The organism is Endozoicomonas sp. ALD040 (assembly GCF_049275945.1).
Taxonomy (GTDB): Bacteria; Pseudomonadota; Gammaproteobacteria; order Pseudomonadales; family Endozoicomonadaceae; genus Endozoicomonas_A.
Genome location: NZ_CP184829.1, coordinates 5,428,399 through 5,448,369 on the forward strand (window position 1 = coordinate 5,428,399; position 19,971 = coordinate 5,448,369).

Genomic DNA, 19,971 nt, shown 5'->3' on the forward strand with positions numbered 1-19,971 from the left:
GGGCTGCTAAAAATAAACAAGTTTTTATAAGGCCTCGCAATTAATATCTTGAATGTATACCTACGTGGGCGGAGCTCATTTTTATGCGAAAATCTTTCTTTGGTGAATGTCTGGCTGAGTTTATCGGCGTTGGCCTTCTGATTTTCTTCGGTGTTGGCTGTGTTGCCGCATTGGTTCTGGCAGGCGCGGATTTTGGTCAGCTGGAAATTTCTATTGTCTGGGGGCTGGGCGTCTCTATGGCGATATACGTAACCGGTGGTGTTTCCGGCGCTCATCTGAACCCGGCAGTCACTTTGGCATTGACTGTGTTTAAAGGTTTCGAAAAGCACAAGGTTGTGCCTTACATCCTTGCCCAGATTTTGGGTGCTTTCTGTTCCGCTGCATTGGTTTATTTTCTTTATAGTAATCTGTTTGCCGATTTTGAACTGTCTCAAGGTATCGTCCGTGGTTCCGAAGAGAGCCTGGCCACAGCGGGTATCTTTTCCACCTATGCGCACAGTGCCCTGAGCAATATGCAGGCATTTGCTGTGGAGTTTGTGATTACTGCAGTGCTGATGGGGGTTATTCTGGCTATTGGTGATAACAACAATGGTGACTCCAATGGTGCGCTGTCTGCCCTCCTGATCGGTTTGCTGATTGCGACCATTGGTTCTGCTTTTGGCCCACTGACTGGTTTTGCCATGAACCCTGCCCGGGATTTTGGTCCCAAGCTGTTCACCTATATGGCAGGTTGGGGTGAAGTGGCTCTGACCGGCGCTCGAGCCAATCCCTATTTTTGGGTACCAATAGTGGCTCCGATCGGCGGCGCAATGGCTGGCGCATGGATTTACATTAACCTGTTAGGCAAACAATTAGAGCCCGAGACAACATCGAGCCAATTAGAGATAAAAACCACATAACACAGTAAAACCCGTTACGCACCCTGTTACATAGAAAGCGCGGTCTTTTTCACTGTTTTGTATAACAGGCTTAACTGGGTGCACTGCTGATATCAGCCCAGAGCTGAATGATAAAGAAGATTGATTATGACGACTGAGAAGAAATACGTTGTTTCATTAGACCAGGGTACTACAAGCTCCCGAGCCATTATCTTTAATCACGACGGTGACATGGTGGGAACTTCACAGCGTGAATTTACCCAGCACTACCCACAGGCGGGTTGGGTTGAGCACGACCCGATGGAAATCTGGGCGACCCAAAGTTCTGTGCTGACGGAAGTTCTGGCTAAAACAGGTATTCGTTCTGACGAAATCGCTGCTCTGGGTATCACCAATCAGCGTGAAACCACTGTCGTTTGGGATAAGAACACTGGCCGCCCTGTTTATAACGCCATTGTATGGCAGTGTCGTCGTACAACCGAAATCTGCGAGCAGCTGAAGAAAGAAGGTCTGGAAAACTATATCCGGGAAACCACCGGTCTGGTTCTGGATGCTTATTTTTCGGCAACGAAAATCAAGTGGATTCTGGACAATGTAGAAGGTGCTCGTGAAAAAGCTGAAAACGGCGATCTGCTGTTCGGTACTATCGATACCTGGCTGACCTGGAAGCTGACCGAAGGTCGTGCCCATGTCACCGATTATTCTAATGCTTCGCGCACCATGCTGTACGATATCAATAGACTGGACTGGGACGAAAACCTGCTGAAGGCTATGGGAATTCCTTCCTCTATGTTACCGGAAGTGAAATCCAGCTCTGAAATTTATGGCCAGACTAACATTGGTGGAAAAGGCGGTACCCGCATTCCTGTAGCCGGTATTGCGGGGGATCAGCAGGCGGCTCTGTTCGGCCAGATGTGTCATGAAAAAGGTATGGCCAAGAATACCTATGGCACAGGATGCTTCCTGCTGATGAATACGGGGAGTGAGCTGGTCAAATCAGAAAACGGTTTACTGACCACCATAGCTTTCGGTATTGATGGCAAAGTGCAATACGCTCTGGAAGGTGCCGTATTTATGGGTGGTGCTTCAGTTCAGTGGCTTCGTGATGAACTGGGACTGATCCGTGATGCTGCCGACACGGAATATTTCGCCAATAAAGTCGACGACACTAACGGTGTTTATGTTGTGCCTGCTTTTGTAGGTCTGGGTGCCCCTTACTGGGATCCCTACGCGCGTGGTGCGATCTTTGGCCTGACCCGGGGAGCTAACCGTAACCACATAGTTCGTGCAACACTGGAAGCCATTGCTTATCAGTCCCGTGATCTGATTGACGCAATGGAACAGGATTCCGGAATTGAAATGAAACAGTTGCGCGTCGACGGTGGTGCGGTAGCCAATAACTTTTTGATGCAGTTCCAGTCTGACATTCTCGACACTGAAGTGGTTCGCCCGACAGTTGTAGAATCCACTGCCGCAGGTTCGGCCTATCTTGCGGGCCTGGCCGTTGGTTTCTGGAAAAGCACTGATGAGTTAAAGGATAAGGTTTCCGTTGATCGAGTCTATGCTCCGTCGATGTCCGATGAAGATCGTCTGAAACTTTACGACGGTTGGAAGAAAGCGGTCGTTCGCAGTCAGTCATGGGAAAATCAGGAGTGATGTAAATTTCCTGATACTATTGCAAATGAGCCTGCTCAGGCAGGCTCGCGATTGCAATGGGGGTTATTTACTCTGCGCTCTGAGTCTTGACTGAGTTCGGTTTCTGGTTCATTGGAGATGACTTTTTACGCAAGCCATCAAAGGTGAAAATAATCAGGGCCAGCCAGATCAGACCAAAGGTGATTAATTGAGCCTGAGTCACCTGTTCTTTGTAGACGAACAGTCCAACCAAAAAAGAAATGGATGGACCAAGATACTGCAGGATACCGATTGTGGTTAATGTCAGCTTTTTGGCCGCCGTGATAAACAAAACCAGAGGGACGGTGGTCACCAATCCGGCCAGAGACAACAGTAGACTGGTGTGAGGGTCCGAGAAACGGAAACTGTGGTTGCCACTTTTGTAGAGCCAGAAAAAATATCCCAGAGTCACTGGCAGCAGAATCAGAGTTTCGAAAGCCAGGCCAGGTACAGCCTCCACCTGAGTCTTTTTCCTGACCAGTCCGTACAAGCCAAAACACATAGCCAGGGCAAAAGCAACCCAGGGCACAATACCTAACATCAGTATCTGATAGATGACAGCGACAGTAGCCAGCAGGATAGCAATCTGTTTGAGCGGTGACAGTTTTTCATTCAAAAACAGATAGCCCAGAAGAACATTAAACAGTGGGTTGATGTAATAACCGAGACTGGTTTCAAGAATCCTGTCATTGGTCACACCCCAGATAAAGATCAACCAGTTTGCACCAACGAGAATAGCGGATAGTGTCAGTGTTCCCGACAGTTTGATACTGGAGAAAATCTGCTTTAGCTCTGAAATCGTACCTGTTATTTTCAGTAGGGCCAGCAGCAATAAAGCTGACCAGAATACGCGGTGTCCCAATACTTCCAGCGGAGGTGCGTGTTCCAGAGCTTTGAAATAAATGGGTACCAGCCCCCAGATGGTAAAGGCCATTATACCCAATGCAAAGCCAGAGAAATCTCGTTGTTCGGACACTCTTTTTCCTTAAATGGTTACTTCTAATTACGCAGTTATGGTGACGAGCATGGTGTTCTGTTTTTCACGAAGGGACATTGTGCCTGAACATTTGTTTCGAGTTAACCCACTTCTCTATTGATAAGCACGCATTGAGAAAAAAGCCCTTAAGCCGATGACTTTACTGATGGATGAGTAAAGGATGCAAAGGCTGCGATGCGATGGATTACCGGTTTTACGATAGTTCTGTTGAGTCTGTTTACTCAGGCCGAAGTGCGGTTACCTGTTTATCGTGTAGCGATCATCGATCGCTTTTTCCCTCCGGCCGAAGGTTTTAAAAATGATGAAGAGCGAGTTCTCCATGGTTGGCTGTATGGCATGATGGACTTAGACGACGATGAACGTCGGGAGCCTTTTTATCATGGTGATGTGGTTCGGATGATAGCGTCTCACCCTCAGATTACGTTTATCCAATACCCGATTCTGGATGGGAAAAAGCCCATGTCAGAAATCCTCGTCAACCTTCAGAATATTCTGGCTCGCTTCGAAAAACAGCCCGTTGATGCCGTTCTTCTTTCCTGGGAGTCTTCTACGTTGATCAGCACATTCAAAGCGCCACTTCAGTTGCAGCGGGCAGGAGAGTATAAGAAGAAAGTTAGGGAGATGGGGCAGGCGGATGAAGTCTGGAAAACCACTTACCAGATTATAATGGCTCTGGAGGCACTTACCACTCAGGGTATACAGGTCTATACCATAGCCGGTAATGGCGGGAGAGGAATGATCAATACCTTTTCTCTTGCGGATGATGTAGTCACGGTCGGCTCTGTGGAACCAGAGTTGCAACACTTTGTTGCTAATAATCCCTTTGTTGATACTTACGCCCGGGCTGCCTACGAAGTCATCCGTATTGATGATTCTGAAGGTAAGCCCGTTGGTTATGACCTCAATGGCGACCAGTGTGTAGATATTCCCTTAAATCGACTGACCGGCTATTCACGAAAAATGACAGAGTACCCTAAAAAATTCTGGCGATTGCTGACAGGTTCTTCATTTGCCGCTCCTGCTGCTCTCAAGGCGGCATTGTTTAACAGCCTGCCGCTAAGAGCCTGTCACTGACCTGCAAAACGTCATTCGTTGTCTTTTTTGATGGGGCTATTTTCCCTGCTGACTGACTTTTGGACAGCGGCAAGAATGCCTCTGAGCATATTCAGTTCTTTGGCTTCAGGCCTGGCCCGGTTATACAGACGACGAAGGCGGGTCATTACCAGACCAGGGTGCTGTTTGATAATAAAGTTGATGTTGTTGAGTGTCTCTTCCAGGTGCTCGTAGAAATATTCAAGCTCACGGGCCAGTGGATATTCTTCTGCTTCGTCGCCTGAGAAATCCGGCTGGCTCTTGCGCAATTCTGCCTTGCGAATGTCGTAGCAGAGAATCTGAATGGCAGAAGCCACGTTGAGCACAGGGTATTCAGGGTTAGCATCAATGGAGACATGATAATGACATTTCTCCAGCTCTTGATTGGTGAGTCCCATAGTCTCCTGACCAAAAACCAGTGCCACCGGATTTCGGGCCGCTTCAGCAACCAGCTTGTCGGCACAAACTTCAGCCGTCAGCATGGGGCGGTTAAAGGTATGGTTGCGGGTGCGGGCACTGGTTCCTATTACCATTGAGCAGTCAGCAATTGCTTCATCCAGGGTCTGAAATACTCTGGCAGCCGCCAGAACGTTCTGGGCTCCTGCTGCCATGGATTCGGCATCCGGATCCGGGAATCGTTGCGGGGAGACCAGGCAAAGATTTGAGAGTCCCATGGTTTTCATGGCCCTGGCGGCGGAGCCAATGTTTCCGGGATGAAAGGTATTGATCAGAATAATGCGAATGTTAGACAGCATCGTAACCCGAATTAGCACTGAGAAGAGGGGTTAAAAGCAGGTCATTATACGTTGAGTCGTTTTAACTTACGACCGGTTGGGTGAAACCGGATTGAATTATTGCCATTCCATCTGAAGAGTGACGGTAATTTACTGTTGCCTGACTGTATAACCACCCGAGTTCAGATAGAATAGTCTTCTTTTCCCCCTCAGGTTGTGTCCTCTGCTATGAGTCGTATTACGGAGAAGCAGGCTTATAAATGGTTGATTGGCCAGCTCAGTCCTACCCGGAACTGGTTGCTGGTAGCCATCATACTGGGCTTGATCAATGGTCTGTTGTTTCTGGCTCAGGCTGGGTTGCTGGCGAAAATTATTCATCAGATCGTAATGGAAGGCGCAGTCAGGGAGTCTTTGATCCATGACCTGATTCTGACGGCTATGATTATCCTGCTTCGGGCACTCTGTCATTGGGGCAGGGAGATCACCGGGTTCAGAGCCGGGTTGATCGTCAAGGAGACTATTCGAGGAGCTATTCTCAATAAGCTGAAAGCTCTTGGCCCTCTTGTCATTGCAGAGCAGCCAGCTGGTAGCTGGTCGACCATGGTGGTAGAGCAGGTGGAAGAGTTACAGGACTTTGTTGCCCGTTACATTCCGCAAATGGCTCTGGCAGTTCTGGTTCCGCTGGTCATACTCATCGTGGCCTTTCCAGTGAACTGGACTGCCGGTCTGATTTTCCTGGGAACAGCCCCTTTGATTCCTGTATTTATGGCCTTGGTCGGGATGAAGGCAGCCGAAGCGAATCGACGGAATTTCCGGGCCTTGGACCGACTGGGTGGTTTTTTCCTTGATCGTTTGCAGGGCATGGAAACGCTGAGGTTATTTCAGCGGACCTATCATGAGCACCAGTCGCTGAAATCGGCCAGTGAAGACTTTCGACACAAAACCATGCAGGTACTGCGACTGGCCTTTCTGTCTTCTACGGTGCTGGAGTTTTTTGCTTCTGTTTCCATTGCTATTCTCGCCGTCTATCTGGGAATGAGCTTTCTGGGCTATCTGAATTTTGGCAGTTATGGTGCCGGGGTCACGCTCTATACCGGCTTGTTTCTGCTGTTGCTGGCGCCTGAGTTCTATCAGCCATTGCGTGATCTGGGAACGCACTATCACGCCAAGTCAAAAGCGGTGGGTGCAGCAGAATTGATCCTTGAGCTGCTAGAGCGCAAAGAGTCCGGGATGCATCAGGGCAGCAATTCAATGGCTATGGACGTGCCGGTTTCACTCAGTGCTGATTGTCTGATGGTTCAGGGCAGTGCCGGTGGCAGAGCTTTGCTCAGGGATGTTTCTTTTGATATTGCAGCTGGCGAGCGAGTGGCCATCATTGGCCCCAGCGGGGCAGGTAAGTCGACCCTGGTAAATACCCTCATGGGGTTCTGGAACTACCAGGGTAAAATCAGAGCCGCAGGTGAAGACCTCTCCAGCCTGTCAATGGATGACTGGCGCAAAAGAATTGCCTGGCTGGGCCAACAGCCCCTGATTATTCATGGCACGGTCTATGAAAATGTTTCATTTGGTCGGGATCTGGATGAATCTCAGGTCAATCGGGCTCTGGCAAAGGCTCAGGCTATGGAGATTGTTGAACAGCTACCGGAAGGGCTGAACAGTCTGCTGCAAGAACAGGGAGGCAATCTTTCCGTAGGGCAGGCACAGCGGATAGCTTTGGCAAGAGCTATAGCCGAGCCGGTAAAACTGTTAATTCTCGATGAGCCAACGGCCAGCCTGGATGCCTACAATGAGCGTCTTGTCCTGGATGCTCTGGAAGCCATCGATCCGCAATGCACTGTCATTACTGTCACCCACCGACTCAAGCAGATAGATTCGATGGACAGAGTGTTGATGTTTGAAAACGGGGAGTTGGTCGCTGATGGTGAACCCGGTGTCCTCAGGCAACAGTCTGCGGTGGTGCAAGCTTTTGTGGCCGGTTTAGCAGGGAGTCTGGATGATGAGTGAGTTGTTGCCTTATTTAAAGCTTTATCGCAGGCACTGGGGGGCACTGTCTGTGGGTATGTTTTTGGCTTTGGCAACCTTGTTGTTCAGTCTTGGGTTGCTGGCACTGTCAGGCTGGTTTATCACGGCAACAGCTTTGGCTGGTCTGACGGTCGTGACCGCTCAGAGATTTGATTTCTTCTCTCCCGGTGCCGGGGTCAGAGGTTTTTCAATCGGTCGTACCGCTGCCCGTTACTTTGAACGTTTGGTGAGTCACGATGCGACCTTCAAACTGTTGGCCTGGTTAAGAAGCTGGTTTTTCGAAAAACTGCTCCCACTTTCTCTGACTCAGTTGAAACGTTATCGTAAGGCTGAATTGCTGAACCGCCTTGTGGCGGACGTTGATGCCCTGGATCAGCTGTATCTGAGACTGTTCAGTCCGGTTATTGCTGCGGTGCTGGTTGTGATTCTGCTTTCTCTTGGGCTGAGCTTTTTTAGCCCTGTTCTGGCTCAGGGGGCGCTGCTGCTGATGGGAGTCTGGTTGATCGTTCTGCCGGTGATGTTCTACCGTCTGGGTTTCAGGAGTGGCCGGGCACAGGGCAAACTTCTGGGGGAGCTGAGACAGAAAGCCCTGGATTATCTGCAGGGCATGGCCGAATCCAGAATTTATGGATCAGAAGTCCGGATGAGGGAGCGTATCGATGTTACTGGGCAAAATTTGAGTTATATCCAGAGAAAAATGTCAAGGCTGGAGGGGCTAGGTGGTGCGTTGATGGTGGCTGGGGCTGGTATTTCAGCGGTCATAATGCTCTATCTTGCTGCAGGGGAATACCAGCAAGGCGTTATTTCCGGACCAGTGATGGTTATGTCCGTCTTTGCAGTACTGGCAGGCTTTGAGGCGTTGATGCCTCTGCCGGGTGCTTTCCAGTTTCTCGGTAACACTCAACTGGCCGCTGCGAGGCTGACAGAGATCCTTGAAGAAGAAGCTATTGAGTTTGGTGATCAAACCATTCCGGATGCCTTCAAGGGTCATATCATTTTTCGGGATCTGTGTTTCCAATACCCCGCAGCTGCGGGAATTTCGGCAGCGGGGCCGATGATTCTGGAGGGCATCAGTCTTGATGTTCCGGCAGGTCAGCACTTGGCGTTACTGGGTAAAACGGGCTGTGGTAAATCGACACTGATCCGTATCCTGACCCGGCAGCTACCGGGTTTTGAGGGCAGTATCGAGCTGGGCGGCATTGCTATTAATGAATATTCCGAGGCTTCACTTTATCAATTATTAACGGTGATTCCCCAGCAAACCCATGTGTTCAGTACGACGCTGAGGCAAAATCTGAAAATGGCCCGACCCGAAGCGCAAGACAGTGAGCTACTGGAAACTGTCAAAGTGGTAGGCCTGGATCGTCTTGCGGCGGCTGAGGGTGAACAGAACCTGCTGGATCTATGGTTGGGACAGGCTGGGATCGCTCTCTCCGGTGGTGAGCAGCGCAGGCTCGCAATAGCCCGGGCACTCTTGAAAAAGGGTGAAGTGTTGATTATGGATGAAGCCAGTGAAGGTCTGGACCCGGTCAGTGAGGATCATTTGATGAATCTGATTCTGGACGCATACCGGGATAAAACCGTCATTATGATTACTCATAAGAAGGCCATGCTGGAGCGCATGGACCGAGTGATTCGAATGGATGGCGGACGTATTGTCTAGGAGGCTTATATGGTCCACAAATGTTATCGTCATGACGGTTTTTTTGGACGACCTTTCTCGTCCAGTTCGGTATCAAAGTCGACAAGACTGTCATCACTGCCTTGTCGCTCGCTTAGAAATTGAGCGGTCTCCTGTTTTTGACGGTCACTGATCACTTTTTTCAGCAGGTTCTGCTCGGATAGCTGATGACTTTCCGGGTGGGTCGCCAATTCATCCCGGCAGGCTTTCAGGAGTTCGATCTGTTCACTGGGGGTATAGTTGCCAATAAAACTGTCCAGATACATATCGGCTGATTCCTCATCATGATCGAGATTGAGAAGTTTTTCGTTATATTTCTCCTTTCTTTCAATCTCATCCGGGGTATCTGTGGGCAATACGGTTAACAGGCTTTCCCTTTGACCAGCGGCTTCAGAGGGATGCAGCAGCTTAACTGCAATGCTCAGGCGCAGGGACATGCGGGCCGCATGATTGCGATTAAGGCCCAGGCTGGCAAATTGCTCCATCTGCCAGGGGATAAGCTCTGCCTCCAGAAAGTGTTCCGGGAAAGGTTGATCGTTTTCAATGCACCAGAGAGCAAAACTGTACGGGTCTTTTTGCCAGAGTTCCCGGGCGAGGCGGGTGCGCTCAACAAGCTCCTGTTGAGGAATGTTGGCAGGAAAAAAATTCTGGTCAACCAGTCCAGCCCCGGCAACACTTCGAGCCCACCGGCATTCGCGAATTTCCCGTTCATTGATCTTTTTATTACTGAGCCAGCCCCGGCCCCTGAGTATATCGGCCAGCTTAAGACCGAAACCCTTTACTTTTCTGACCACACGCCTTCCGAGCCAGAGAGGCTTATTCTCAGATGTCTGCTGGCTTGTGGGAATGTCCTGAAGAAGGTCCTGGCGAAGTATATTGAGGCAGTTTTCAACGCTGCTGGTCATGATTAAGTCCCTGTAGAGCTGTCCTTGTTGTGTTTTGAAAGAAGACACTCTCAGTATAGAAGGCTACCCATGACGGCTTATGACAGCTTGTCATGCAGGTAGTGATCAATTTTATCAGTCATGGGTCACCCTGTGGCGGATCAATTTATTCAAAGTTTAATCGCAGTGGGGAGAACTGATCTGGCAAAATTTCCGGAACCATCGTTGTCTAACACAATATCGATTTTCTGTTCACCCAGTTCATCATGCAGATCAGCGAGAATATTGAGTTTATCTACAATGCCCAGTGTTTGTGAAGTTACCAGCAGATCAATATCGCCGCCTTTCTTACCGCTGTCAGCACGCGAACCAAACAATAGAATCACTGACTTTGCATCGTAACCTTGAATGACCTTTTTGATGATCTGTTGTTCCTGTTCAGTCAATCTCATAATGATTATCCGGATGATTTTCGGGGAAAATCATATCGTTTCACAGGTGCCAGAAAAAGCTCTCGACGGGTCTTGCATTATTTTTGTGTTTACTTGCTGCCTGTAAAAGAGATGTGTTGTTCCAGGGGTATGATAAAGATTCAGGCAACCAGCCACCCGGTATTCACTCAGAATTCCGGGCGCTATGGGTTCACAGTTTTTTTGAAAAGAAAAGACTGTTGGGGTCTTCGTGATAATCTCCAAAAGGTGCGCAGGGCTCGAAACCAAAGCGTTCATAAAGCTCACAGGCCGGTTTGAAGTGATTCATGGAGCCTGTTTCCAGGTACACGGTCTTATATTGTCTTCGTTCTGCCTCACTGAGAATATTTTTTAAGAGGGCGGAAGCTACACCTCTTCTGAGAAAGCCAGATGAGGTTTTCATGGATTTGATTTCGCCTTCAGAGGGCGAGAGGGCTTTTAATGCACCACAACCTGCCAGGTTGCGGTTTATCCAGGCGGACCAGAAGGTTATGTCTTGCGAACGCAACCTCTCAATATCGAGGGCATGAACGCTTTCTGCCGGTGAGTGACTATACATATCATCCAGGTGGTCTTGGAGCAGATGGGCAATTTCCTGACCCTGTAGGTCGTCTAGTTTTATTTCCATAAATTATTCTTTTACTGCTGAATGGTTATTTAATCTGCAAAGCTGATGCTGTGATCCGCTGGCTGCCGGGTGAGCATCACGATCTTGACTAGTTTCGGTGGCTCATCGTGAATGACTCCGGTTCAGAACATAATACTTTACCGTATCCATGTCCTCTTTTACTTTTTCAAGAATTTCCGAAGTGGACCGAAAACCGAGCCTTAAAAGAACCTGTTCGGACTTTATGTTCCTGGTCAGTGCCCTGGCCCGGATCTGGCTGAGTGGTAACTGTTCAAAGGCGTGGTTTAGCAGTGCTTGTCCGGCTTCTGAGCAATACCCTTGCCCCCAGAAGGGTAGACCCAGCCAGTAACCTAATTTAGCCTCGGTATGAGTTGCGTTATTCAATCCGATGGCTCCGATCAGTGTACTTGATGATTTCAATTTGATGGCATACACAAAAGCGCTGTTTGTTTCTCTCAGGCTTTCTTGATCTTTAATCCATTTTTCTGCCAGTCCGTCCGGGTAGGGGTGGGGAATATTTTCGGTCAGTCTGGCTACCTGCTCCTCTCCAGCCAGTGTCTGTACCTGGTCAGCATCCTGCTGAGTGAAGGCTCTGAGGATTAACCGGTCTGTGGCAATTGTTTTTTCCATAGTGTCAGACTCTTGTTGTTTCTTCCTGTTTGATATCCTGCCATGGATTTAAACAAAAATCCCTGTTTTGGGGCTTATTGAGATAATGTTAAAGTCACTGACATGGCTTGGCCTTTAACACTTTCATCAAAAGCACTCAACAATATCGTCGATTGAAGAGTGCTTCAGGATCAAAAGGACTTTAAGTACTCAACCATACGAAATCTTATTTTCTGACTCATTGTTCAGGCACTCGCGGCAACTGCTCCTGCGTTGCTCTAGCTCCTGCATCCATGCAGTCGTGCTGCGTTGCAACTCTGGTCACATAGCTTGCTATGCTCCCGTCGTTGCGCCTTGCAGAGCACCTGCCCAACAAGCCAGAAATATTCGATTCCGTATGGCAGAGTACTTATAATAAATAACTGATTGATCTATAGAGCTCAGTACTGTGAATGAATGCTCTCTGATCATCTGACAAGGACCTTGTTCCTTTTTTGATTTGTCCTATGAGTGATCTTGACGAGGCTGAAGTTCGATCAAAGCCTTTCTCCAGTCTCTTACTGGCCAGGTTTTTTATGGCATCTATAACCAACCGTCTTATAAAGTGGCTCCGTCATATAGTGAAGGCCTTTATTGCTGTGAAAGGGGTCTTCGCCGCCACCGGCACCACCACTGGCACCCGAGTTTTTACCATTTTTGCTACTTTTTCCATTGCGTCCATGGCTACCACCTTTCTGGCCATTTCCATTTTTCTTGCTTTTGGCGCCAGCTTTTCCGTTACTGCCTCTTGAGTTACCTTTTTTAGTTGCCTGTCGGATTTTGCTGACAGGGGCTGTGAAGTCAGGTCCTCCCATATATAAGCCAGTGCATGCGGGAAGACCTGTATCTGAAAAAGCCAACACCTGAAACGTCGCCAGTAATCAATGCGCCAAAAAGGGCAAGACCTGAATGGAAACAGCCACTGATGGTGGGTTTGAGTTGAGAGCGATCGATGATGAAACCATTTTCAATAATCACATCGCCCGGCAGTTCCAAAAGAACTTCCTCTTCATAGCCCGGAGCTGCCATTAAGGTGGGTTCTTTCCGTGTTAAGCCATCAGAATAACCATCATTGCTAGCACTGGGAGAATACATTGGATAATATTTGACTGTATGCGAGGTGGGTTCTATGTTGTCGAATGAAATAAATGACACATCTACTTCTTTGTGATTTTGACCGTCGCGGGCTATGGAGCCTCCCGAGTCAGAAACCGGAGATGGTTTCAAAACAATCGGGAGTCTGGCATCTACAAGAGAAACCTTCCTGTTGAGCTCGCTTAATGGAAGAACAGTGATGTTGCATTTATTATCAATCCACTCGCCATAGGCTCCTCCACGACTGGAGGGTGAGTTAGCCAAATTGAAACGCTCTCCATACTCTTCACACAATGTGTCCTTTGGTAATCCATAGGTGCTCGTCGACAGAGATATCGAAACAGCCAGAAGAAAAGACGGAGTTAAAGTTTTTGAGAAAGAAGGAAATGTTTTATTCAACGAAAACCTCACAGTTTATAGTACAGTTTTATCATTAGTTGTGAAGTATTCAAACTAGTTTAAAAAAAAACGTTTGAGTTTTTTTTGTAAGCATAAGCAACTGGTTAGGTACTTAATGTATAGGTGTTTTTAACTGCCTTTGTGGGAGTATAAACAGATGGAAGCAGCTTAAGCGGATGTCAGTTTGACTGCTTCACACTAAAAAATACATAAACACTAATGCGTGACACTCTCATAATTTGAGCCATCTCTATTATTATATCTTGGGAGTGCACAATTACATGCTCCACTACAATCACAGGGATCAAAGAATCTAAGTTCCGCCCAAGAGAGAATCAGGGGAGGTTGGTTGGCTAAAGCATCATAATTATTAATAACAAACGACAGGGTATAATAATTAGAGCTAACCGAAATCGCTAATACCTGAAGGTCATTGGTGAGTGATCTCTTGAGGTGGTATCGCAGGACGGTTCCGTCATCAAAGTATAATGATACAAAATCTGTTGGTTTCAGGGTGTCATCATCTTCACTCTCGTTTTCACTGTCTCGCTCTTGCACAAGAACCTCAGCAGGTCTGGCGGTATTGAATAACCCGGGTATTATAAATTCATGCGTCAGGTAGGTCTCCGAGTTTAGATATCCTGTTATCCATTTTTGTGTTTCCGGATTGCGCAGGAAAAGGTCAAATATATGGATATCATCGTCTATAACTTCTGTGTTTGATGACGAAAGCGTTTCATAATGACTGGTCATAGTTATATGAGCCATAGAGCGACTATCGATCGTGACATGTTCAGGCAAATGGTCTGGTGTTGCTGTTTCCAGCTCTCTCAGTTTTGCTTCCTGCTCCAGAATGTCTTGATTAATTATCTTGCTACTCAAAAAACAGGGAAGACAGAAAATGCAACATAATAATTGGGCAATAGATCCTGTTTTGGTTGTTGTTTGACCTCTTAGTGTGTAACGAGTATGAAAGCTGTGTAGAAGGTCATGGCTGGCATTTCCTAATAAGCCATGAAAAAAATCGGGCACATTAATGGTCGGATCATGCGGGTAAAATTCTATATTGGTGTCAGAGAGCAGATCGTAAATAACAAAATGATCTCCGGAAATACCACTCAAATAGTTAGTGAGGACATCCCAATAGCCTTCTCTTGTGGCTTCGCTATGACCGGAGTGAGTGGATGATGTGACTTTACCATTGAGTACAAGTTGACCCAGATGCTCCAACTTCCATCTGAAGTGCAAGTCTTCTGCATTTGAATAAGACGATAGCAAGTAGAGAAAGAATAAAATTATTACACTGACGTTTGTTTTCATTGTTAACTACCTGTTGCTCAGAGGTAAAACGATTATGCTTGAGAAATGTGAACAGGTGGAAATAGCTTAACCTGATGTTCATTACAGTTTCGTATTGAGTTTGCCATCCATATCTTGCGATTCCTGGGTGCCCAGCGGCACTATCACTTCTGCATGATTGAGCATGTCCTGGCCATTATCACCTATGGTTTCACGCTGATAATTTGAATTATGGGTATCATTATTTCTTGAAGTTGCACAATTACATGCCCCATGATGATGACAGGCTTGTTGTAATGGTAACTGTATTGGTAGCTCGGTGTAATGTGGCGGAGGCTGGTTTGCTATAACATCATAATTATCAATAACGAGTGTCAGAGTGTAACCAGCAGAACTAATAACAATTGCCAGTACCTCAATTTGATTGTTGGATAACCTGTTAAGGTGATATTGCACTCTAGTACCGGTCAGAAAGTTTAATGATAAAAAATGTGACGCTTGCAAGTTTTCACTGCCTTGCTCTTGCACGAGAACTGTAGCTGGTATAGCAGTTCGGATTAATCCGGGAATTATCAATTCCAATACATGGTTGGTCGTTGAATCCAGATGCCCTATAATCCATCGTTGAGTTTCCGGAGTATTCAGGAAAAGGTCAAATATACGGGTGTTATCATTTATGGCTTCTGTGTTTGACGATAAAAACTGTTGATAATTATTGGTCACAGCTGTATGAGATAGAGAGCGGCTGTCAATAGTTACATGCTCTGGCAAATGTTCTGGTGTGGCTGCTTCCAGCGCTCTTACTTTTTCGTCCAACAAGTCTTGATAATCCCCATTGCCAGCCACAAAAAAACAAGGACAGAATAAACAGAATATAAGTTCAGTAATCATGGATTTCCTGGTTTCAATTTGACCTCTTAGTGTGTAACGAGTGTGGAAGCTATGTTGAAGGTTATGAAGGCCATTTCCTAGCAACTCATAAAAAAAAACGGGTACATTATTTCCAGAGTTCTGCTGATTAAACTCTATATTGATCGAAGAAAGCAGTTCATAAATGAGAATGTAATCCCCGGATAGATCACTAAAACCTTTGGTGGGATCATCCCAGTAACATTCTCTTGTAGGCCCGCTATGACTAGAATGAGTGGATGATGTGGCTGTGCCGTTGAGTACTAATCTACCCAAATGCTCCAACTTCCATTTAAAGTGCAAGGCATCTGAGTTTGAATAAGATGATAACAAGATAAGACAGAATAAAATCATTAATTTGGCGCTTTCTTTCACTGTTAAATACCTGTTTTTTCACTCATATCGAATTTTAGAAATCAGAGGTGAAAGGTAGCACAAAACTTTCATATAACAATTTCATGAAGCTTGTAATAACTATTAGACGTCCTTGTACAACTCTAAAAAAACGTATAGAGTTTTTTGTCAACCTGATATGTGGGTGTTTTTACCTGTCTTCGTGAATGTAGTCGGCTTCGGGTAATCCTATTCTCGACCGCTTCAAGATGATAAAGCCTGAGAAATATACAGGAGAATAAGTAGTTTAATCTGATGTTCACTTCAACTGCTCCAGACCTGAAATTACATGACCAATAATGCTGTCACTCTGATAATCTGAGTCTTCTGTGCCCTGTGATTCATCTGTATCATTTTTTCTTTGGTTGGAACAATTACATGCTCCTCGGCAATGACAGGTGTTTGCTGGTGCTACTTCTGCCTGGTTAGAATACGCAGGAGGCTGGTTGGCTGAAATATCATAGTTATCAATAGCGAATGTCAGGGTGTAAAGATGAGAGCTAACTACAATTGCTAATACCTGTATATCATTATTGGATAATTTCTTAATGTGGTATTGCACTCTGGCTTCGTTAGGAAAATATATTGATACAAAATGTGAGGGTTGCAGGCTTACATTGTTATCTCCACTGGTTTGATGCTGCACAAAAATCATAGCGGGTAAAGCTGTATTGAATAGCCCGGGTATTATCAGTTGTAACATCATTCCGTTTTTAAGATTTAGATGCGCTATTATCCATTTTTGTGTTTCCGGATTATTCAGGAAGAGATCAAATATATGGGTATCATCGTCTATAGCTTCTGTATTTGACAATAAAAACGTATGACGATCATTTGACACAGCTGTTTCAGATAATATTGAGCGGCTATGGATAGTTACATGATCTGGCAAATGGTTTGGTGTTGCTGCTTTCAACTCCTTCACTCTTTCTTGCTGAATTTGCGAATCTTGAGAAACCAGCTCAGCAGGCATGAAGCAGGGAGTGCAGAAAGTGGAATATAACAGTTCAGCAATTGAAGATGTCGTCTTTGGCGATTGACTTCTAAGTGTATAACAAGTCAGGGAGCTATGTTTAAGGCTATTGAAGCCATCTCCTAACAAACTGTAAAAGAACATTGGTATAATATTACAAGATTGAGTCTGATTGAATTCTATAGAGGTAACAGTAGTTACTTCATAAATGCAAAAATCATACCCTGAGCAATCAGTCTTCGATTGAGTAAGGTCTTCATAATTACATTCTGTTAAATCTTCTCTATGACCACAATGATGGGATGATGTGGCTGTACCACTTAGCAGCAACCTGTCGTTCAGCTCCAGATTCCAGTTAAAGTGTAAGTCTTTTGAGTTGGAATAAAATGATAGCGAGTAGAGAAAGAATACAATAATTAATCTGACGTCTATATTCATTACTAACTACCTATTTTTTACGAATATCAATTTCCAGACATTTGAAGCTTAGAATAGCTTAAACATTTGATATAACTTTTTTTATGAGTTCTTCTAGCGACCAATAGACGTCTTTGTATAAATGTAAATCTTCGGCGAGCTGCTAGTGGCGATCAGGTAGAAACTGACGTATTGTCTTGAGCGACAGCCTGGTATAAATAAGGGCGAGTATTCACTGATGTGGGGCAGTTTTGAAGCGAATTGACACAAAGATGGCACGATTCGACAAAAGCATCATAACAGAGTCACTGCTGGGATTCTGTTGCTGTTAATTTCGCTCAGTTGGCCAGGGTCATTTTACCATCTGAATGACTCTCAGGGGGCTGGGAAGCAGATTGTTGCCAACGTCCACTGCCCAACGGAGACGCTCATTTTCAGCCTCACAGACGAGTATGAGGAAAAAATATACGAGGATTCATAATGTTAATTCTATGAATCCGATTATCTGAATTATCAGTATCATTTGCCCTTGAATGGTCACAATTACATGCGCCGTTACAGTTACAGGTTTTTGGTAATGCCGCATAATGTGGGGGAGGTTGGTTAGCTGTAATATCATAATTATTAACTACGAGTGTGAGGGTATACCCCTCAGCGCTTACCACAATTGCTAGTACCTCAATCTCTATGTCGGAGACTCGATTAAGGTGATATTGTACTTTAATTCCATTGGTAAAATCTAATGATAAAAAATGTGATGGTTGCAGGCTTTCATCATTAGTTTCCCCGTTATTCTCTTGCACAAGAATTGCAGCAGGTGCTGCTGTATTGAATAACTCAGGTATTATCAGTTCTAACCTCTGGTTGGTTTTTGGGTTTAGATTCTCTATTAGCCAATGCTGTGTTTCCGGAGTATTCAGGAAAAGATCAAATATATGAGTCTTAGCGTCTGTAGCTTCTGTGCTTGATGATGAAAGCATCTTATGATGACTGTCCACAGCCCCATGATATAAAGCGCATTTATGAATAGTGATATGCTCTGGAAAATCGGCTGCTATTGCTGCTTCCAATGCTTTGATTCTGGCCAGCTCATTGTCAGATCCATGTGAGACTTTGGCTGAGCATTTCTTGAATCCCAGATAAAAAGGATGACAGAGCACGCAACAAAAGAGTTCAGCAAGGTTACTTGCTTTTGTTGTGTGACCTCTTAGTGTGTATTGAGTATTGAAACTATGGTCAAGACGATCATTGCCATTGCCTAATAAAGTATTAAAAAGCTTTGGCACAGTATAACCTGGATTATTTTGATCAAAATTCACAGTAGTAAAAGAGACTACGTCATAATAAATGGCAAAACTGTCCCCTGAACAAGAAACAGAAGGTGGAGTGGAAATATCCAGCTCTGATGGGTGATCATTCCAACCTGTTAAAGAATTGCTATGACTTACCTGATTGGTTGTTACTGTTTTACCACTTAGTAGCAAATTATTATGGTGTTCCAGCTTCCAATTGAGGTGTAAATCTTTTGAATGCGAATAAAATGGTAGCAATAATAGTAGAAAAAAAATAATTGATCTGACGTGCATTTTCATTGTCAATCACCTGTTTTTCATTAAAATCAACTTGCCGATGTAGGCAATTAAGGATAGCTCAAGTCATTGGTGAGATATTTTTTGAGGATTTTAATAATGGGTAAACATACAGGTATGTTTGAAAAACTTTGTGCCGGATTATAATGTTTTGGTTGCATGGTTTCGTTAACGATTTCAGTATTTTGTACTTTTATATGAATAAAGGCAGGTAGAGTTGTACTTAATAATTCAGGTATTATTAATTCTAAAGTCAGGGTTTGTTTAGCGTTCGGTTTGTACATGACTGGGTGGAATTGATAAATTGTAATAAGTACCTGGCCAGTTGGTTTCGCATATTCTGGCGAGTGGATTTTTTCATCCTTCAAGGCGCAACGACGGGCGCGTAGCCATAGCTACGCAACCAGAGTTGTAACGTAGAAGGATGGAAAAAGCCGCCGTCCAGAATATGCGAAACCAACTGGTTAGGTACTTAACAGGAATTCAGCTGTTAAACAACAGTCAGACCGGTTGAGTACTTATGGGTCTGACGGAGGTGAGTGATGATAAGAGTCAGCAGAATTAACCATGTGGGCATTCGGGTAAGCGATTTGCAGACGACCAGGAGCTTTTATCAGCAGCTCGGTTTCCAGTTTCTGGCAGGGCCTGTGGGGCCAGAGCCGGTTGCCATTATGGAGCACCCCTGTGGCGTCAACCTGAACTTCATCCTGAACGCAACGGTTCAGCCGCAAGAGAATATCCTGATGGATATTGACCAAAAGCACCCGGGCTATACCCATATGGCGCTTGAAGTGGATGATATCCATGAGGTTCAGAAGCAGCTGCAGGCGTTTGGAATCACTATCACAGAAGGTCCTGTTACTACAAACAATGGCTCAATACTGCTTTTTATCCGTGATCCTGATAGCAATGTAATTGAGTTCCATCAGCCAGCGGGTAAAGGATGAATGAGTTTTTCTTTGTCTTTTAACCTTGCTGGACTAACTACGAGAAAAAAATCAGGAAAACAAACCGTTCTCTGGCTTCTATTGCCGAAGCGCTCGGACTGATCGCTTGTGTAAAGTGTTCCCCTGTCGTGGATTAGTATCCTCTACGACAGCGGGGGCTGTGGTTGTATGTCACCGGTGATAAGCGATTCTGAAAAGATTCAGGCGCGGTGATCTGGTCAGGCTCGCCGTATTTTTAGAAC

General features: G+C 45.6%; 19 protein-coding genes. 7 read left to right on the forward strand and 12 right to left on the reverse strand.

All coding sequences use genetic code 11. The features are described from left to right. Positions 1-83 precede the first annotated feature (83 nt). Positions 84-899 carry an MIP/aquaporin family protein gene (locus ACOJUN_RS19565; protein ID WP_422133569.1) on the forward strand — a complete coding sequence of 272 codons (816 nt, stop codon included), beginning with the start codon at positions 84-86 and terminating at the stop codon, positions 897-899. A gap of 126 nt (positions 900-1,025) precedes the next feature. Beyond that, positions 1,026-2,534, forward strand: a complete 1,509-nt coding sequence (gene glpK, locus ACOJUN_RS19570) for a glycerol kinase GlpK (protein WP_422133570.1) — start codon at positions 1,026-1,028, stop codon at positions 2,532-2,534. 67 nt (positions 2,535-2,601) lie between these two features. Here the strand turns inward: glpK and rarD are convergent, their stop codons facing one another. Further along, positions 2,602-3,528, reverse strand: coding sequence for an EamA family transporter RarD (gene rarD, locus ACOJUN_RS19575; protein WP_422133571.1), 927 nt, complete (start codon positions 3,526-3,528; stop codon positions 2,602-2,604). 195 nt (positions 3,529-3,723) lie between these two features. On the opposite strand from rarD, the gene ACOJUN_RS19580 reads away from it, so the two are divergent. After that, on the forward strand, positions 3,724-4,623 hold the full coding sequence (locus ACOJUN_RS19580; RefSeq protein ID WP_422133572.1) for a hypothetical protein: 900 nt from the start codon (positions 3,724-3,726) through the stop codon (positions 4,621-4,623). Positions 4,624-4,634: 11 nt separating this feature from the next. Here ACOJUN_RS19580 and trmJ read toward each other — a convergent pair whose 3' ends face one another. Beyond that, a complete protein-coding gene (gene trmJ, locus ACOJUN_RS19585; RefSeq protein WP_422133573.1) occupies positions 4,635-5,396 on the reverse strand; it encodes a tRNA (cytosine(32)/uridine(32)-2'-O)-methyltransferase TrmJ in 762 nt (253 codons plus the stop codon). A 207-nt stretch (positions 5,397-5,603) separates the two neighbouring features. Between trmJ and cydD the strand changes: the two genes are divergently transcribed. Further along, on the forward strand, positions 5,604-7,379 hold the full coding sequence (gene cydD, locus ACOJUN_RS19590; RefSeq protein ID WP_422133574.1) for a heme ABC transporter permease/ATP-binding protein CydD: 1,776 nt from the start codon (positions 5,604-5,606) through the stop codon (positions 7,377-7,379). Beyond that, entirely contained in the window at positions 7,369-9,060 is a 1,692-nt protein-coding gene (cydC, locus tag ACOJUN_RS19595; protein WP_422133575.1) for a heme ABC transporter ATP-binding protein/permease CydC, read from the forward strand. Before cydD ends, cydC begins: the two co-directional genes overlap by 11 nt. Before the next feature lie 29 nt (positions 9,061-9,089). On the opposite strand, the gene ACOJUN_RS19600 is transcribed toward cydC, so the two are convergent. The 4 genes from ACOJUN_RS19600 to ACOJUN_RS19615 all read right to left on the reverse strand — a co-directional run bounded on the left by ACOJUN_RS19600 (position 9,090) and on the right by ACOJUN_RS19615 (position 11,690). Then, complete coding sequence (locus ACOJUN_RS19600; RefSeq protein ID WP_422133576.1) at positions 9,090-9,983, reverse strand: hypothetical protein; 894 nt, start codon at positions 9,981-9,983, stop codon at positions 9,090-9,092. Between the two features lie 149 nt (positions 9,984-10,132). Further along, positions 10,133-10,414, reverse strand: coding sequence for a nucleotidyltransferase domain-containing protein (locus tag ACOJUN_RS19605; protein WP_422133577.1), 282 nt, complete (start codon positions 10,412-10,414; stop codon positions 10,133-10,135). Positions 10,415-10,604: 190 nt separating this feature from the next. After that, positions 10,605-11,060, reverse strand: coding sequence for a GNAT family N-acetyltransferase (locus ACOJUN_RS19610; RefSeq protein WP_422133578.1), 456 nt, complete (start codon positions 11,058-11,060; stop codon positions 10,605-10,607). A gap of 102 nt (positions 11,061-11,162) precedes the next feature. Next, complete coding sequence (locus ACOJUN_RS19615; RefSeq protein ID WP_422133579.1) at positions 11,163-11,690, reverse strand: GNAT family N-acetyltransferase; 528 nt, start codon at positions 11,688-11,690, stop codon at positions 11,163-11,165. A gap of 485 nt (positions 11,691-12,175) precedes the next feature. On the opposite strand from ACOJUN_RS19615, the gene ACOJUN_RS19620 reads away from it, so the two are divergent. Further along, positions 12,176-12,460 (forward strand): hypothetical protein, encoded by a 285-nt coding sequence (locus ACOJUN_RS19620; RefSeq protein WP_422133580.1) that lies wholly within the window; start codon positions 12,176-12,178, stop codon positions 12,458-12,460. 49 nt (positions 12,461-12,509) lie between these two features. Here the strand turns inward: ACOJUN_RS19620 and ACOJUN_RS19625 are convergent, their stop codons facing one another. From ACOJUN_RS19625 to ACOJUN_RS19650, 6 genes are all read right to left on the reverse strand, one after another. Further along, the gene (locus ACOJUN_RS19625; RefSeq protein WP_422133581.1) at positions 12,510-13,202 is read right to left on the reverse strand and encodes a hypothetical protein; all 693 of its coding nucleotides are present in this window, start codon (positions 13,200-13,202) and stop codon (positions 12,510-12,512) included. Between the two features lie 216 nt (positions 13,203-13,418). Next, positions 13,419-14,522 carry a hypothetical protein gene (locus tag ACOJUN_RS19630; protein WP_422133582.1) on the reverse strand — a complete coding sequence of 368 codons (1,104 nt, stop codon included), beginning with the start codon at positions 14,520-14,522 and terminating at the stop codon, positions 13,419-13,421. Between the two features lie 81 nt (positions 14,523-14,603). Continuing rightward, positions 14,604-15,785, reverse strand: coding sequence for a hypothetical protein (locus ACOJUN_RS19635; protein ID WP_422133583.1), 1,182 nt, complete (start codon positions 15,783-15,785; stop codon positions 14,604-14,606). A 277-nt stretch (positions 15,786-16,062) separates the two neighbouring features. After that, positions 16,063-17,214, reverse strand: a complete 1,152-nt coding sequence (locus ACOJUN_RS19640) for a hypothetical protein (RefSeq protein WP_422133584.1) — start codon at positions 17,212-17,214, stop codon at positions 16,063-16,065. A 419-nt stretch (positions 17,215-17,633) separates the two neighbouring features. Next, the gene (locus ACOJUN_RS19645) at positions 17,634-18,785 is read right to left on the reverse strand and encodes a hypothetical protein (protein ID WP_422133585.1); all 1,152 of its coding nucleotides are present in this window, start codon (positions 18,783-18,785) and stop codon (positions 17,634-17,636) included. A 47-nt stretch (positions 18,786-18,832) separates the two neighbouring features. Further along, positions 18,833-19,150: a hypothetical protein gene (locus ACOJUN_RS19650; protein ID WP_422133586.1), complete on the reverse strand. Its 318-nt coding sequence runs from the start codon at positions 19,148-19,150 to the stop codon at positions 18,833-18,835. Between the two features lie 174 nt (positions 19,151-19,324). Here ACOJUN_RS19650 and ACOJUN_RS19655 point away from each other — a divergent pair, with 174 nt between their 5' ends. Beyond that, a complete protein-coding gene (locus tag ACOJUN_RS19655) occupies positions 19,325-19,729 on the forward strand; it encodes a VOC family protein (protein WP_422133587.1) in 405 nt (134 codons plus the stop codon). Positions 19,730-19,971: the final 242 nt, after the last annotated feature.

Bases quoted from the DNA above. Each gene is read 5' to 3' on its own strand.
- ACOJUN_RS19620 (WP_422133580.1), top strand. From the start codon at position 12,176: ATGAGTGATCTTGACGAGGCTGAAGTTCGATCAAAGCCTTTCTCCAGT.
- ACOJUN_RS19615 (WP_422133579.1), bottom strand. From the start codon at position 11,690: ATGGAAAAAACAATTGCCACAGACCGGTTAATCCTCAGAGCCTTCACT.
- trmJ (WP_422133573.1), bottom strand. From the start codon at position 5,396: ATGCTGTCTAACATTCGCATTATTCTGATCAATACCTTTCATCCCGGA.
- ACOJUN_RS19645 (WP_422133585.1), bottom strand. From the start codon at position 18,785: ATGAAAATGCACGTCAGATCAATTATTTTTTTTCTACTATTATTGCTA.
- cydD (WP_422133574.1), top strand. From the start codon at position 5,604: ATGAGTCGTATTACGGAGAAGCAGGCTTATAAATGGTTGATTGGCCAG.
- ACOJUN_RS19640 (WP_422133584.1), bottom strand. From the start codon at position 17,214: ATGAATATAGACGTCAGATTAATTATTGTATTCTTTCTCTACTCGCTA.
- cydC (WP_422133575.1), top strand. From the start codon at position 7,369: ATGATGAGTGAGTTGTTGCCTTATTTAAAGCTTTATCGCAGGCACTGG.
- glpK (WP_422133570.1), top strand. From the start codon at position 1,026: ATGACGACTGAGAAGAAATACGTTGTTTCATTAGACCAGGGTACTACA.
- ACOJUN_RS19630 (WP_422133582.1), bottom strand. From the start codon at position 14,522: ATGAAAACAAACGTCAGTGTAATAATTTTATTCTTTCTCTACTTGCTA.
- ACOJUN_RS19580 (WP_422133572.1), top strand. From the start codon at position 3,724: ATGCGATGGATTACCGGTTTTACGATAGTTCTGTTGAGTCTGTTTACT.
- ACOJUN_RS19600 (WP_422133576.1), bottom strand. From the start codon at position 9,983: ATGACCAGCAGCGTTGAAAACTGCCTCAATATACTTCGCCAGGACCTT.
- ACOJUN_RS19565 (WP_422133569.1), top strand. From the start codon at position 84: ATGCGAAAATCTTTCTTTGGTGAATGTCTGGCTGAGTTTATCGGCGTT.
- ACOJUN_RS19605 (WP_422133577.1), bottom strand. From the start codon at position 10,414: ATGAGATTGACTGAACAGGAACAACAGATCATCAAAAAGGTCATTCAA.
- ACOJUN_RS19655 (WP_422133587.1), top strand. From the start codon at position 19,325: ATGATAAGAGTCAGCAGAATTAACCATGTGGGCATTCGGGTAAGCGAT.
- ACOJUN_RS19610 (WP_422133578.1), bottom strand. From the start codon at position 11,060: ATGGAAATAAAACTAGACGACCTACAGGGTCAGGAAATTGCCCATCTG.